At 73.6% G+C, this 13664-nt stretch carries 8 protein-coding genes; 4 read left to right on the top strand and 4 right to left on the bottom strand.

Going from position 1 to position 13664, the window contains the following annotated elements; translation table 11 throughout:
- Positions 1 to 13 precede the first annotated feature (13 nt).
- Positions 14 to 577 (top strand): hypothetical protein, encoded by a 564-nt coding sequence (locus C2L59_RS29410; RefSeq protein ID WP_103352773.1) that lies wholly within the window; start codon positions 14 to 16, stop codon positions 575 to 577.
- Here C2L59_RS29410 and C2L59_RS29415 read toward each other — a convergent pair.
- Together C2L59_RS29415 and C2L59_RS29420 are read right to left on the bottom strand one after the other, a co-directional pair.
- Positions 552 to 3875: a S8 family serine peptidase gene (locus tag C2L59_RS29415; protein WP_103352774.1), complete on the bottom strand. Its 3324-nt coding sequence runs from the start codon at positions 3873 to 3875 to the stop codon at positions 552 to 554. The genes C2L59_RS29410 and C2L59_RS29415 overlap by 26 nt on opposite strands.
- A gap of 231 nt (positions 3876 to 4106) precedes the next feature.
- A complete protein-coding gene (locus C2L59_RS29420) occupies positions 4107 to 5084 on the bottom strand; it encodes a serine protease (RefSeq protein WP_103352775.1) in 978 nt (325 codons plus the stop codon).
- Positions 5085 to 5918: 834 nt separating this feature from the next.
- Here C2L59_RS29420 and C2L59_RS29425 point away from each other — a divergent pair.
- The 3 genes from C2L59_RS29425 (at position 5919) to C2L59_RS29435 (ending at position 7978) form a co-directional block, all read left to right on the top strand.
- Positions 5919 to 6596 carry a sensor histidine kinase gene (locus C2L59_RS29425; RefSeq protein ID WP_103352776.1) on the top strand — a complete coding sequence of 226 codons (678 nt, stop codon included), beginning with the start codon at positions 5919 to 5921 and terminating at the stop codon, positions 6594 to 6596.
- A 3-nt stretch (positions 6597 to 6599) separates the two neighbouring features.
- Positions 6600 to 7250, top strand: a complete 651-nt coding sequence (locus tag C2L59_RS29430; RefSeq protein ID WP_103352777.1) for a response regulator transcription factor — start codon at positions 6600 to 6602, stop codon at positions 7248 to 7250.
- A 101-nt stretch (positions 7251 to 7351) separates the two neighbouring features.
- Positions 7352 to 7978 carry a response regulator transcription factor gene (locus C2L59_RS29435; RefSeq protein ID WP_103352778.1) on the top strand — a complete coding sequence of 209 codons (627 nt, stop codon included), beginning with the start codon at positions 7352 to 7354 and terminating at the stop codon, positions 7976 to 7978.
- Between the two features lie 6 nt (positions 7979 to 7984).
- Here C2L59_RS29435 and C2L59_RS29440 read toward each other — a convergent pair whose 3' ends face one another.
- Both C2L59_RS29440 and C2L59_RS29445 read right to left on the bottom strand, forming a co-directional pair.
- Positions 7985 to 9304, bottom strand: coding sequence for a hypothetical protein (locus C2L59_RS29440; RefSeq protein ID WP_103352779.1), 1320 nt, complete (start codon positions 9302 to 9304; stop codon positions 7985 to 7987).
- A gap of 261 nt (positions 9305 to 9565) precedes the next feature.
- Positions 9566 to 13663 carry a DUF11 domain-containing protein gene (locus C2L59_RS29445; protein ID WP_103352780.1) on the bottom strand — a complete coding sequence of 1366 codons (4098 nt, stop codon included), beginning with the start codon at positions 13661 to 13663 and terminating at the stop codon, positions 9566 to 9568.
- Position 13664: the final 1 nt, after the last annotated feature.

Here is a 13664-nt window from a genome sequence, read left to right on the forward strand (position 1 = left end):
GAACTCGGCCTTCGTGCTGAGCTCGCCGGTCTGGCGAGGCACCCCGGTACTGGCGTTCTGCGCCGGACTCGTCGGCGGCGGCGCCCTGACCGCGGTCGTCCTGATCGTGGCCGGTTCCCTGCTGCGCGCACCGTTGCCGGCGGCCGTCCGCTGGGCGCTGGTGGCCGGGGCGCTGCTGGCCGTGCTGCTGCGCGAAACGGGCGTGTGGTCGTTCAAGCTGCCGGAAAACCGGCGGCTCGTGCCGGACACCGTGTTCCGGCTCGGCCGGCACCTCGGGCCGCTGCAGTTCGGGCTCGAGATGGGCACCGGCGCGCGCACCTACCTGCCCAGCGGCCTGCCGTACGCCGCCGCGGTCGCCGTCGCCCTGACCGCGTCCGTCCCCGCGGCGCTGTGCGCGGGCGCGGGGTTCGGGCTCGGCCGGGCGCTCATGACCACGGCGAACCTGCGTTACGACGGCGACAACGGCTGGGACGGCGAATGGCGGGCCCACGGCCGGGAACTGAGGTTCCTGACCGGGGCCGCCTTCGTCGTCCCGCTCGCCGCCATCGCCGTCACGGCGTGGTCTGGTACGCCCTGAGCACCGTCTGGGTGAGCGCGTTGCCGTCGGTGTCGCGGGAGGTGATGCGCAGGGACACGAATCCCTCGCCCGCCGGGTTGCGCACCACCGCGAGGCCGCCGTTCCCGATGCGCGCGGTGGGCGCCGGCGTCCACGTCGAGCCGTCGTCGGCCGATGTTTCGACCCGCAGGTCCGCCAGCCGGAGCTCGCCCGCGCCCGGCTGGCGCTGCGCGGTCAGCGCGAGCACGAACGGCCGGCCCGCCGGGGCCCGGCTCTGGTCGTCGACCGCGCCTTCGGCCCGCACGACCATGAGCGGCAACGGGGCCGCCGGCGCCGCCAGGCCCGGCTCGTGGAACGTCCAGGCCACGTCCACCTGCGTGCCGACCACCGACCACGGCACACTGCGGGTGCCCGTCGAGTGCAGCGTGTAGGTACCGCCGCCGTCCGGGATCGGGAGTGCCCCGATGGCCGGGTTGTCGGCGGTGCCCAGCACCACGCCGTCGCGCGCCAGCGTCGCCGTGCCGGTGAGGCCACCCGGCGGCGAGGTGTACTGCTGCGGGTCGCTGCCCGAGACCAGCGGGATCGCGTACGCCAGCTGGTTGCCGGCGCGGACCACGCCCCAGCCGTCCTGCGGGTCGCCGAAGGCGGGCCCGACCGGGGCGCGGTTCCACCCCGAGTGCTCCCACCCGGGCCGGTAGGTGCGGTACGAGTAGTTGTTCTCCGCGTCGGTCAGCGGGTCCGGGTACACCGCCACGACGTGCTGCCAGCGCAGGCCGGGCGTGTAGTACTCGGTGCGCCGGCTCGGCAGGGCGTGCGCCACGATCTCGTAGGTCCCGCTGTCGGCGCCCGGGAACCCGAAGGTGACGTCGTCCAGGCGCAGGCTCTGCGCCGGTTTGCCCTGCGTGTGGTAGCGCGCGTCGACCACCGCGAGGTCGCGGTCGCGCACCCGGAACACCGGGTCGGCCGGGACGCGGCCGCGGACCAGCAGCGCCAGCTGGTAGACGTAGCCGTTCGGGTCCACCCCGGGTGGCCGGGCGGCCAGCGTCGCCCGGAAGTACAGCGCGTAGGTGTGGCTGGTGACCTGCCGGTCGGAGCCGGCCGCGTAGAGCTCGTTGCCCGGCTGGATGGTCCAGGCCAGCGTGCTGGTGCGCGTTCCGGCCGGGTTCCCGGACACCAGGCCGAGCTCGCCGCCCTGGAGCCGGGCGTCGGGTCGGTCGACCACCGCACGCACCGGTTTGCCCGCGCGGGCGTCCAGGGTGATCGCGACGTCGCCGGTCACCGGCTGGTCCGGCCGCGAGAACGCGGTCACCGCGGCCGGCCGGATCTGGCCCGCCGGGTCGCCGGACACGTCGAACGCGTTGAGGTCGTAGGTGCCCTTGGGCACCCGCACCACCGCCGTGCCGTCCGCGGCGAACGGGCGGACGCCGAAGGCCGCGCCGGTCGCGGTGTCGACCAGGGTGGCGACGCCCGCGGTGAACTTCCCGTCCCGGCCGATCATCCGCACGGACACGTCATGGCTTTCGCCCTCGAGGACCGCACCCAGTGCGGTCTGCACGGTGATCCCGGGTGCCGTCGCGGTCAGCCGGCCGCCGTACTGCCCGGCGCCGGCCGCGCCCGCCCGGAGGGTGACGCCGACGTCGGCGCTGCTGTGGGCGCCCACGACCACGGACGTGACGGACGGGGTGAACAGCTGCGCGGCAGCGCCGTCCGGTCCGGTGGCGGTGGCGGCGAGCGCCAGGGTGACGGGCGCGTCGCCGTCGTTGCGGTAGGTCACGGTCTTCGCGACGGCCTGGGCGTGCGGCCAAGCGAGGAAGCCGTAACCGAGGCTGCCGGTGGTGGCGGTGACCTGCTGGGTGACCGCGCGGCCCGCGTCGACCCGGCCGGCGCCCTGCTCGGCGACGCCGGCGGTGGGCTGGGCGGTGCTCGTCAGCGCGGCCTTGAGCCGGCCGGCGGGCCAGTCCGGGTGCCGCTGCACCAGGAGCGCCGCCGAGCCGGCGACGTGCGGCGCCGCCATCGACGTGCCGGACAGCCTGGCGTAGCTGTCGCCGACCGGGGCGAGGTCGCCGTCGCGGGTGCCCGCGGCCCGGGCCGAAACGATGCCCTCGCCCGGTGCGGCGATGTCGGGCTTGACCGCGTGGTCGCCGACCCGGAAGCCGCGGTTGGAGAACGCGCTCGTGGTGTCCTGCGCCGACACGCTGCCGACCGCGAGCGCCGCGTCCGCCGCCGCGGGCGCGACCACCGGGCCGGGCTCGGGCAGGTCGATCGAACGGTCGTTGCCGGCCGGAGCGACGAACAGCGTGCCGTACCGGCCGGTGAGCGCGTTCACCGCCTGCGACACCGGATCGGTGCCGTCGGTCGCGTCGCCGCCGAGGCTCAGGTTCACCACGCGCACCTTCGGCGCGATCCACTCCAGGCCGGCGATGACCGCGGATTCCGGGCAGCCGTAGGCGACGCAGACCTTGCCGCTGATCAGCTGCGCCTCCGGCGCCACCCCGCGGTAGCGGCCACCGGAGGCGGCGCCGGTGCCCGCGATGATCCCGGCGACGTGCGTGCCGTGCCCGAGGTCGTCGCCGGCGTCGGGCCGGGTGCCGGTGAAGTCCTTCGTTTCCAGGACCTTGCCGGCCAGGTCGGGGTGGTCGGCCTTGACGCCGGTGTCGAGCAGCCCGACCGTCACGCCGCGGCCGGTGTAGCCGGCCTGCCAGGCGGCCGGGCCGCCGATCTGCGGGACGCTGACGTCGAGCGCAGGTTCGGCCAGGCCGTCGAGCCAGACCTTGTCGATCCCGGCGCGCAGCGCCGAGCCGGCGGTGAGCCAGCGCCAGAACTCCGCGCCCCGGCGCCGGTCCTGGCGCAGCGCCGTGCCGCGCACGCTCGGCAGGTCGCGGACGGCCGCCGCGGCCGGCGGCCGCGGGGCGTCCGCCGCCGCCGGCCGGGTCACGATCAGCGGCAGGGCCGGCGCGGAGTCGGCGAGATGCTGCCGCAGCAGCTCCGAAACGTCGAACAACCGGGGATCCAGCCGGCCGGCGGCCACCAGGGGCAGCGCATCCGACGGCACCACGGTGAGGTCGCCGCTTTTCGCACCGGTGCGGGTTTCGCGGACGAAACCGACGCGCTCCCGGCCCGGGGCCGGTTCCACCGCGACCGCGTTCCCGCCGCCGGAATGCGGCAGCACCCGCACCCGGTCACCGGTGATCAGCGTGACCGTCTGCCCGGCGGAATCGGACACCAGGGGCGTCCCGGCCGGTTTCGCCGCGGCCGGCGGCGAAACCGCGACCAGCGCGGCCACCACGACGCCCGTCATCGCCTTCTGTTTGCCACGCATGTCAGGAACCCCTCCGCCGAGCTCGTTACCCATTGCCGAACCGCACAATGCCCCAGTTGTCGCCGGCGTTTTCGACCGCGCGGTACGTTACACGCCATCGGCGCGCGTTTCGGTCTTCCGGATTCGCGAATCACCCGGGTGTCGCAATGGGAAATAAATCTCGAAGAGGGCCGGGAAATCGGCGCGCCCGCCGGAAGCGGACTCCGGCGGGCGCGATCGGTCGGATACCGGTCAGAAACCGGCCGCCTGGGCGGCGTTGAGCACCGGGACCCACGTGTTCGACGCGGTGCGCGCGTAGAACGAGTTGGTGGACCGGTCACTGCCGGAGGTCACCGCGAGCAGCTGGTTGCTGCCGTTGATCACCGGGCCGCCGCTCCAGCCGCCGAACGCGACGCAGTTGTTGGTGAACAGGTAGGTGTCGCCGTTGAAGCCGCCGACGTCCCGGCCGTTGCCGATGCAGTGCAGCTGGTTCTGGCCGCCGTACTGCTCCTGCGGGTAGCCGTGGGTGTCCCAGCCGTTGATCGTGCCGGAGTTGTTCGACAGCCAGCCGAGGCCGCCGACCACGTTGGTGATCTTGCTGGCGCCCTGCGCGGCGATCGCCACGGTCGCCACGTCGTCCTCGTGGGTGACGCCGTCGTTGCCGTGGTTGAAGTACGTCGTCGGGATCCAGAACGTCGCCGCGTTCCACGTGCCCAGCGGCCGGCTGTTGTTGTCGTAGGAGGGGATGAAGATGAGGTTCTGGCTCCAGAGCTGCTGGTTGGCCGCGCCCTGGAACACGCAGTGGGCCGCGGTGGCGACCACGCTCTTGCCGGTGGAGTTGATCACCGAGCCGGAACAGACGTAGGTGAGGTTGTCCCGGGGGTTGACGAAGAAGATCTTCCCGGTCACCCGGGACTTGAAGTCCGCGGTGTAGGGCCGGGCGACCTGCGCGTTGCCGAACTGGTCACCGCCCGGGGTGAGCACCGGCGAGGCGGCCCGGGGCTGGGCCGCCACCTTGGGGGCGTCCTGGGCGACGGGTCTGGCGCTGCGCAGCCGCTCGGGCGTCCAGAACTTCTCCGCCTGCCCCTGGGTGAGCCGGTCGACCCGGGGTGACTGCACGACGCCGTCGGCCGGCGCGGCCGACGCGACCGGCGCCGAGACGAGCACGGCCCCCGCCACCAGCCCGGCCGAAGCCAGGAATGTTTTCAGCCGCAACGCACGAATTCCCATCTCTCCTCCTCCGATTGAATGCACGAACAATTCGGCGCGCACGACAAAAGGGACTGTCGCGCACCGGCGGAACGGCACCGAAATTCGGCCGGCTTCCGATCCCCCGTGATCGGATGACCCGGCAACCCGCTGCGGCAGGGGCAGATCGGCGCCGTCACACAGTGTTCCAACGTCCCGAAGAGGCGTCAAGATGAATGAACCGCCGGAAATGTCATGATTCTTTTCCGCCTGCACGCCGGTAAAGAATCGTGAAACTTACCGGCGCCAATTCGCCCGCCCGGACCAGTGGTGGGGCACGATCGGGCTATGGCGGGGTGCGCCCGATTACCAACGCCGCCGGGATCGCGTCAACGCCCTGACGGGCAGGCTTTCCAGCCCGCACGGCACCCCGGCCCGCGACCGCCCGGCCACGGAAGCGCCGGGACCTGCGTCGACAGGACCCGGCACCCACCCGGCGGTGCACCCGTTGCGCCACCGGCAGGAAACGGCCTGCTCCGCCCGTCCTGCGACCTCCCGGACGTGCGGCGCCGGTTTCCTGTCGAACCCCGACCGGTCCGCCGGGCAGTTCATGAATCGTTTTCGGCGGATCGCGTCCACGAGGCGTACGAGGTCTTCACCCGGACGCACTCCGTTACGCCGGGATTCGCATCGAAACCGTACCGTTACCGAAACCGGGGGTTAGGGGTGAAACGTCCGGGCCGGGTATCCCGACTAGTACAGCGGGTGACCATCCCGCTACGCGAAACGGAGCAGCCGGCTGGGCTACCCGCACGAGAGCTGGTTCGCCGGGATGCGGCCCGACGATTCAGGCCACTTTGTGGGGACGGGGAGAAGATGCGCCGGACATTCGTCGTCGCCGACATCGTTCGTCCTGCCGGGTACGAAGACCGGCTCAAACGGGTGCTCACCGACCTGCACGACGGCCTCGGCCCGACGCTCACCGCCGCGGTGCTCGGGCTGCGCGCGGCCCGCGACCTGATCGCCCGCGACCGGGCGGGCACCGAGCGGCTCCTGGCCCGGCTCGAAGACGAGCTCTACGGCGCGATCACCGACCTGCGCCGCCTCGTGGCCGACGCCCGCCCGCCGGCGCTCGACGACGCCGGTCTCGTACTGGCCGTGCGCCGGTACGCCACCACGCTGACCGACCGGGTGCCCGCCGAACACGGCCCGCTGCGGGTCGAGGTCCAGGTGCGCGGCGAACTGCCGGCGCTGTCGGCGGAGGTCGAGATCACCGCGTACCGGATCATCCGCGAGGCGCTGGTGAACGTGGCCCGCCACTCCGGGGCGCGGCAGTGCACGGTGCACCTCTGGCCGCTGGAGGGCGACCTGCACGTCGAGATCGTCGACGACGGCGTGGGCACGGACGGCGGCGCGCTGCCCGCGGTCGGCGGGACGGGGCTGCGGTCGATGCGGGAACGCGCCGGCGACCTCGGCGGCGGCTGCCGGGTCGAGCCGGTGTCCTCCGGCGGCACGCGGATCGCCGCGTGGCTCCCGATCGCCGCCGGGGAGTGAGCGGTGTTCGGCACCCTGCGCGTTCTCGTGGTGGACGACCACCCCGTCTTCCGGGCCGCGCTCTGCGCGATGCTCGACGCCACCGACGGCATGGAGGTCGCCGGGGAAGCCGCCGACGGCCTGACCGCCGTCTCCGACGCGGCCCGGCTGGAACCCGACGTCGTGCTGATGGACCTGAACCTGCCCGACCTGGACGGCGTCGAGGCCACGCGGCGGATCGTCGGCGCGAGCCCGCACACCGGCGTGCTCATGCTGACCATGTTCGAGAACGAGGCCGCGGTGTTCGCCGCCATGCGCGCGGGCGCCCGCGGTTACCTGCTCAAGGGGGCGCGCAACGAGCAGATCGTCCGCGCGGTCCGGGTGATCGGCGACGGCGAAGCCATTTTCAGCCCGGCGATCGCCACCCGGGTCCTGTCCCTGCTGGGCACGGCGACCCCGCGCGACGAGTCGTTCCCGCGGCTCACCCTGCGGGAGAAGGAAATCCTGCGGCTCGTCGCGCAGGGCATGGGCAACGCGTCGATCGCCGAAGAGCTGGTGCTGAGCCAGAAGACCGTGCGCAACCACGTGTCCCACATCTTCCGCAAGCTCCGGGTCACCGACCGCACCCAGGCCATCGCGAAAGCCCGCGAGGCCGGCATTGCCCGATCGGAGTAAGGAAAGCGGGACAGATCGGGACTCGGAGTCCCTGTTCGCCGGCCGCCCGCGGCCCGATCCTTGGTGGGGGAACCGTCGTCGTTCGAGGGAGGGCTTCGCCGATGATCACCGACCAGGTCCCGGTGCTGCTGCACGCCACCGACACCATCACCCACGCGGGAGTCACCGCCGCGCTGCGGTCACGCCCCGAAATCCGGCTGGCCGACGGCGACCAGGACGGGCCGGCCGTCGTGCTGGTCATCGTGGAACGGCTCAACGACGAGGCCCGGCAGCTGCTGCGCAGCCTCCAGTGCGCCAACCACGCGGGCATCGTCCTGGTCGCCGGGGAGGTGGAGGACTCGGAACTGCTCGACGTCGTCGGGACCGGCGTGTCGGCGATCATCCGCCGGGCCGACGCCACCCCCGACACGCTGGTGCGGCTGGTCAAGGCCGCGGCCGTCGGCGAAGGCGCGCTGCCGCCGGACCTGCTGGGCCGCCTGCTGTCCCGGGTGTCCCGGCTGCAGCGCGACGTGCTGCACCCGAACGGGTGGGACCTGGCCGGGATGTCCCAGCGCGAGACCCGGGTGCTGAAGCTGGTCGCCGACGGCTTCGAGACCAAGGAGATCGCCGACCAGCTGAGCTACTCCGAGCGGACGGTGAAGTCGATCCTGCACGACATCACCAACCGCTTCCAGCTCCGCAACCGCGCCCACGCGGTGGCGTTCGCCATGCGCGAAGGGCTGATCTAGCACGGTTCACTCGACCCGGCCGGAGAAGGAGACCGACGGCGTGCAATGGCCCCGGTCGCCGGGGTTCTGGCAGCTGACCGCCAGCACGACCTTCTCCCCCGGCCGGAACCGCCAGGCCTGCAGCCAGTGGTGGTCGAGGTCGCGGAAGTTCGCCAGGCCGACCTCCAGCAGGACGCTCTTGGTGCCGTTGGAATCCCGCAGCAGGCGCAGGGTTCCGGTGTCACCGCGCGGGTTCTGCAGCACGAGGTCGGTGACCACGAGCGTCTTGTCCGCATCGGGCAGCGTGTAGGGGAACTCGGCGAACCGGTTGACGTTGGAGTCGATGTTCGCGTCGGCGGCCACCCGGAAGTCCGTGGGTGTCCCGTCGGCGGGGTTCGCGACGCGGCTCGGGCTGGCCCCGGGTCCGGAGCCGGGGGCGGGGTTGTCGCCCGGCGGGGTCAGGCCGACGGCCTTCATCGCCTGCTCGGAGTTCTGCTTGGCCACCTCGGCGTTCTTCTTCGCCTGGTCCGCCCCGGCCCCGGCGTCCTGCGCGGCCTTGACGATCTCCTGGTTCTGTTCCGCGGCCGCCTCCCGCGCGGCCGACTTCACGGCCGGCCGCAGCACGGTGAACCACAGCGTCACCAGGGCGAGCAGCAGGACGAGCAGCGCGGCGAGGGCGGGCAGCAGCCACTTGGGCAGCAGCTGCCGCTGCACCATGGTGCCTTCGGTCTTGAGGGGCTCGGCCCCTTCGGCGATGACGAACACCTGGAAGCGGTGCCGGATCGGCTGCCCGCGCAGGAACCGCTTTCGCGGCTGGGTGCGCATCCGGATGAAGGCGGCGGTCCCGGGCGCGAGCTCGGCCCGGTCGCGCTCGAGCCGGAAGTCCAGCTCGTCTTCGGGATCGAGCGGGCTCAGCTCCACCACGACCGGCCGGTTGCCCCGGTTGTCCACGGCGACCTCGAAGTCGGCCTTGGACGCGGCCTCGACCTTGCCGGGCACGAGCTCGGCGCTCACCTCGGTGAAGACGCCGAGCTCGACGGTGCCCTCTTCGACGACCGAGCCGGCGGGATCCTCACTCGAGAACACCCGCACGCCGAACGGAACGGTCCCGGCGGGCACATCGGAGGACCGCGGCGGCGCGAACCGGACGGTGACGGTCCCGGTCTCCCCCGGCATCAGGTTGATCGTCGCGGGTTCCGCGCTGGCCCAGCCACTCGCATCACCCACGACATCGATCGCGAACTGGTCGACGACCTGCCCGGCATTCCGAACGGTCACCGAGCAGCTGGCCTCCTGACCCGGTTCCACGACCAGACCGGTCTCGGACAGCGTCGCCGTAGCTCCCATGCCCGGAAGTCTCCGCGCCCGGCTCGCGTCGCGGCACCAGCGGACGGGTGTGCGGCCGTGCGCCCGTGGTTGCCCGTACGGGCAGTGGTGGGGGCCGTGGGGGTTCTCGCCGTTGCAGGCCGCAGCGGGGTTGTTTCCGGCGCGGTGGCGGGGAAAGAGCCGCTCCTCGCGCACCGCGCCACGCCACCTTTGCCCAAGCCGCCGCGAGTTCCTCTCCGGCGCTCGGCCGGCGGAGGAGCCCCCTCCCCCGCCGGCCGAACCTCAGCCTCGGGTGATGAACGGTGGTTGCTCGGTCCGCAGGACGACCAGGATCGGGTTCGACTGCGCCGGACCGAACTGCGGGCCGCTCACCGACGTCACCGACAGCGTGCGCGGGCCGATCAGGTCGTGGTGGAACAGCAGGAACTGCGCCTGGAACCTCCCGTCCACCCCCACCGTCACCAGCCCCGGCGTCGCCGAGATGCCCGCCGACCAGGCCAGCCGGACCGTCGCTCCCGGCGGGAAGCCGGTGCCCGTCACCCGGGGTACCGAGCCGAGCGGGCCGACCGCCGGGTCCACCGTCACCACCGGCTGGCGGACCACCACGCGCGCGCTCGCCGTGTTGTCGCGGGCGTCGGTGTCCGGGCCGGTCGTGCTGACCGTGCCCGATACCGGTGCGTCGACCGCCGCCCTGGCCGCCAGGGAGATCCGGACCTCGACGGTCTGGCCGGGCGTCAACGTCCCGAGGGCGCAGCTGCCGCCCGCCGGCGTGCAGCCCGTCGCCACAGAGGTCGCCGGCAGCGGGAGCGGCAGCCGGGTGACCAGGCGGACGTCCGGCATCGGCGCCCCGGAACCGTTGTGCACCAGGAAGGTCAGCCCGACGTCGTCCCCGCCGGTGAACAGCGGCACCGCCGACACCGCCATCCCGACCGACAACGACCCCGGCGTGACCGGCGGCACCGGCTTCTCCTCGACCTTGACCACCGCCGTGGCCGTGTTGTCGCGCGCGTCGGCGTCCTGGCCGGCCGTGGTGAGGGTGCCCGTCGCGGCCTGCGCGCCGGGGACCATCCCGGCGGCGCTGAACCGCACCCGCACGGTCTCCCCCGGCGCCAGGGTGCCGAGCACGCAGACCAGGTCCGCCGTGCAGGTGCCCTTGGTCGTGACGGGCGCCTGCGGCTGCAGGCCCGCGCTTAGCCGGACGAACAGCCCGACGCCGGGCGACGCGGCGATCCCGTGGTCGGTGACGACGAACTCGAACGTCGTCAGCCCACCGAACGGGATCGCGGCCGGGACGGCCGTCGCGGTCACGGCGACGTCCGCGATCCGCTGGAACGCCGGTTCCGCGGCGCCGCCGGGCCCGCGGATCAGGGGCACCGACGGCCCACCGGCCGCCGGCACCACCAGGATGCCCGGCTGCGACTCACCCGGGGTGCTGTCGAACGCGACCAGCGCGCCGTCCGGCGACCACGCCGGGTGGTCGACGGACCCGGCGTCGGCGGCCAGGACCCGGCCGGGCCCGCCGTCCGCGGGTGCCCGGCAGATCTGCCGGTGGTCGTTCTGGAACGCCAGCGTGGTGCCGTCCGGCGAGACGTCGGCCGAGCCCTGCCGGCCGGTGCCGCACGGCGTTCCGAACGACGGCGAGAGGTTCCACTGGGTCCCCGCGGTGACGCTGTCCGGCCCCGGGATCAGCGAGACCTGCCACAGCTCCTGCCGGAACTCCCCGCCCGGGTCGACCGCCATCACCGCGGTCTCGGTGGCGGTGCCGTTCCGCCCGGTCGCCGTGCACGTCACGGTGGTCGCGCCGACCGGGAACAGGCTGCCGGACGACGGCGTGCAGAACGGCGTGATCGGGGTTTCGCGATCGGCGTCGAGGGCGGTCGCCGGGTATTCGATCACCGTCGGCGCGGTCCCGGTCACGGTCCGGTCGTGCACGGTGATCAGCGGCAGCCGCGGAACCTTGACCCGCACGGTGATGTTCTCGGTGTAGCCGGACCGCGCGGTCGGTTCGCCGTCCAGCCGGAACTCGACCTGGCAGTGCAGCAGCGAACCGATCGGCGCCGTCGGCGAAACGGTGGCGGTTTCGACGAAGTTCGCTTTGGTGCCGCCCTGAACCTGCTGCGTCCCCTCCGGGCTGAAGGTCATCGTCAGGCCGGTGTCGCAATAGGGCACCGGCAGCACCTTCACCTTGAGGTCGGTGATCCCGCGGATGATCGCCTCGCTGACCTGGCCGACGTCGGTGCTGTCGGTCAGGACGCCGTCGGTGCGCTTCGTGACCGCGGTGGCCTGGCCACGCCCGTCGAGGGCCGCGTCCGTGTCCGCGGCGAAGCTCTCGCCCGAGCCGCCGTCGCTGCCGTCACCGCCATCGCTGCTGGTGACGGCGGGCACCGCGACCACCCGGATCTTCGCGTCCGTCAGCGCGTGGACGACCGCATCGGTGGTCGGGAACGCGCCGCGCCTGTCGTCCGCCGGCGACTCGTGGCTGGCGGCGTCGCCGACCAGCACGACGATCCGGTTGCTCGTGTCGCGGAAACCGACCGCGCCGGTCGCGAGCTTCTGCAGGGCGACGTACCAGTCTTCGGCGGTGTCGTCCCCGCCGGTCGCGGTGATCCGGCCGAAGGCGTCGGTGAGCAGCTGGCGCTGGCCGGCGTTCTCGACCGGGGTGAGCGGCTGCTGCACGTGGAACGACCGCGGCGGGTCGGGCGGCGGCCCCGTCTTCGGGTGGTCGTCGATGAGGTCGCCGTAGGCCGCGACGGCGAAGTGCGCCGACGGCTGCACCTTCAGCACCTCGTCGATGACGTGGCCGAGGTTCGTCTTGACCTCGCCGATGACCTTGTCCATCGAGCCCGTCTGGTCCATGAGCAGCACGATGTCCGGGTTCGGCGGGACCCGGTCCGTCTCCACCGTCTTGGGGACCGAGCCCGAAGAGCCCTGCCCGACCGGCATGTCCACCACCGCCGGGTCCACTCTGGACGGTCCCGGCGGCGCGGTGCGGGCGGCCGCCCGGGTCAGCGTGATCTTCGTGCCGTCCGCGGACCACACCGGCTGCGAGTCGCGCGCCCGCAGGTACGGCGGCATCGCGAGCTCGCCGAGCAGCCGGCCGTCCGCGACGCGCGCGATCCGCACGCTGTCGACGCGGCTTTCGTCGCGGATGGCGGAGTGGGTGAACGCGATCATCGTGGCGTCCGGCGACCACGCGGGGTGCTGCTCGCGCTTCGGCCCGTCCACCGGGCCGGTCAGCGAGCGGGGCGCGCTGCCGTCGGCGTTCGCGACGATGATCTCGTCGTCCGGCGATTCGCCGGTGCCGCTCCGGGTGTAGGCCAGCAGCGAGCCGTCGGCGGAGAAGGCGGGATCGGACTCGTCGGCGTCCGGGCGGTTCGTGAGGTCGCGGCGGTCGCCCCCGGTCGCGTCGGCGCTCCAGATGTCGGTGGTGTCGCCCGAGCGCAGCTCGGTGAACACCGGCCGGCCGTCCGGGCGGAACGTCGGCTCGGATTCGCCGGTGCCGGGCAGCGCCGAGATGACCGAAACCACGCCGCCGTCGACCTGCTTGACGTCGCCGAGCGGGTCCTGCGCGCGGGTCGTGAAGGCCAGCCGGGTGCCGTCCGCCGACCAGGCGGGCTCGGCGGAGTCGCCGGGGCCGGGGACCCCGGGGGTGACCCCGCCGCCGGTCTCGGCCAGCAGGACCACGTCGCCGGCCGGGTGGAAGCGCGTGGTGGTGAAGGCGATCCGGCCCGGTCCCCAGGCCGGCTGGGTGTCCGCGGCGGGATCGGCGGTCAGCCGCACCGGCGCGCCGCCGGCGGCCGGGACGGTGTAGATGTCCCCGGCCGGGTCGTCGCGGGTGCTGCTGAACGCGAGCCGCGAGCCGTCGGGTGACCAGCTCGGCGAGTCGTCGGCGGCCGGGCCGGACGTCACCTGGCGCAGGCCGCGGCCGTCCACGCCGATGACGAACAGGTCCCGGTGGCCGGCGCGGTCCGAGGCGAACGCGACCGTCCTGCCGTCCGGCGACAGCGCCGGGTGGGTGTCGGCGGTGTCGTCGTCGGTCAGCCGCAGCGGGGTCCGCGCGCCATCGCGCAGGTACCAGAGCTCGCCGTCGCGTTCGGCCCCGCCGGGAGCGGCCGCGCGGTGGCTCACCCAGACGATGCCCCCGGTGCCCGCGGACGCGTCGGAGTCGACGCCGGCGGCCGCGGCGGGCAGCGCGGCTTCGGCGCCTTCCCCGGTGGCCTGGTAGAGGCCGGTGGTGGCTTGGCTGACGTACCCGACGCGGTAGGGTGCCGGCCCCGGTGCGGGCGCCTGCGCCGCGGTCGGTGCCTGTGCCCCGCTGAGCGCCCAGCCGCCGAGCAGCGCGACGACCGCGACCCCCGCCACCGCTCGGTTCGCGCGCATG

The organism is Amycolatopsis sp. CA-128772 (assembly GCF_002904295.1).
GTDB lineage: Bacteria > Actinomycetota > Actinomycetes > Mycobacteriales > Pseudonocardiaceae > Amycolatopsis.

Coding starts and splice junctions, on each gene's coding strand:
- C2L59_RS29415 (WP_103352774.1), bottom strand. CDS start 3,875: ATGCGTGGCAAACAGAAGGCGATGACGGGCGTCGTGGTGGCCGCGCTG.
- C2L59_RS29420 (WP_103352775.1), bottom strand. CDS start 5,084: ATGGGAATTCGTGCGTTGCGGCTGAAAACATTCCTGGCTTCGGCCGGG.
- C2L59_RS29425 (WP_103352776.1), top strand. CDS start 5,919: ATGCGCCGGACATTCGTCGTCGCCGACATCGTTCGTCCTGCCGGGTAC.
- C2L59_RS29435 (WP_103352778.1), top strand. CDS start 7,352: ATGATCACCGACCAGGTCCCGGTGCTGCTGCACGCCACCGACACCATC.
- C2L59_RS29440 (WP_103352779.1), bottom strand. CDS start 9,304: ATGGGAGCTACGGCGACGCTGTCCGAGACCGGTCTGGTCGTGGAACCG.
- C2L59_RS29445 (WP_103352780.1), bottom strand. CDS start 13,663: ATGCGCGCGAACCGAGCGGTGGCGGGGGTCGCGGTCGTCGCGCTGCTC.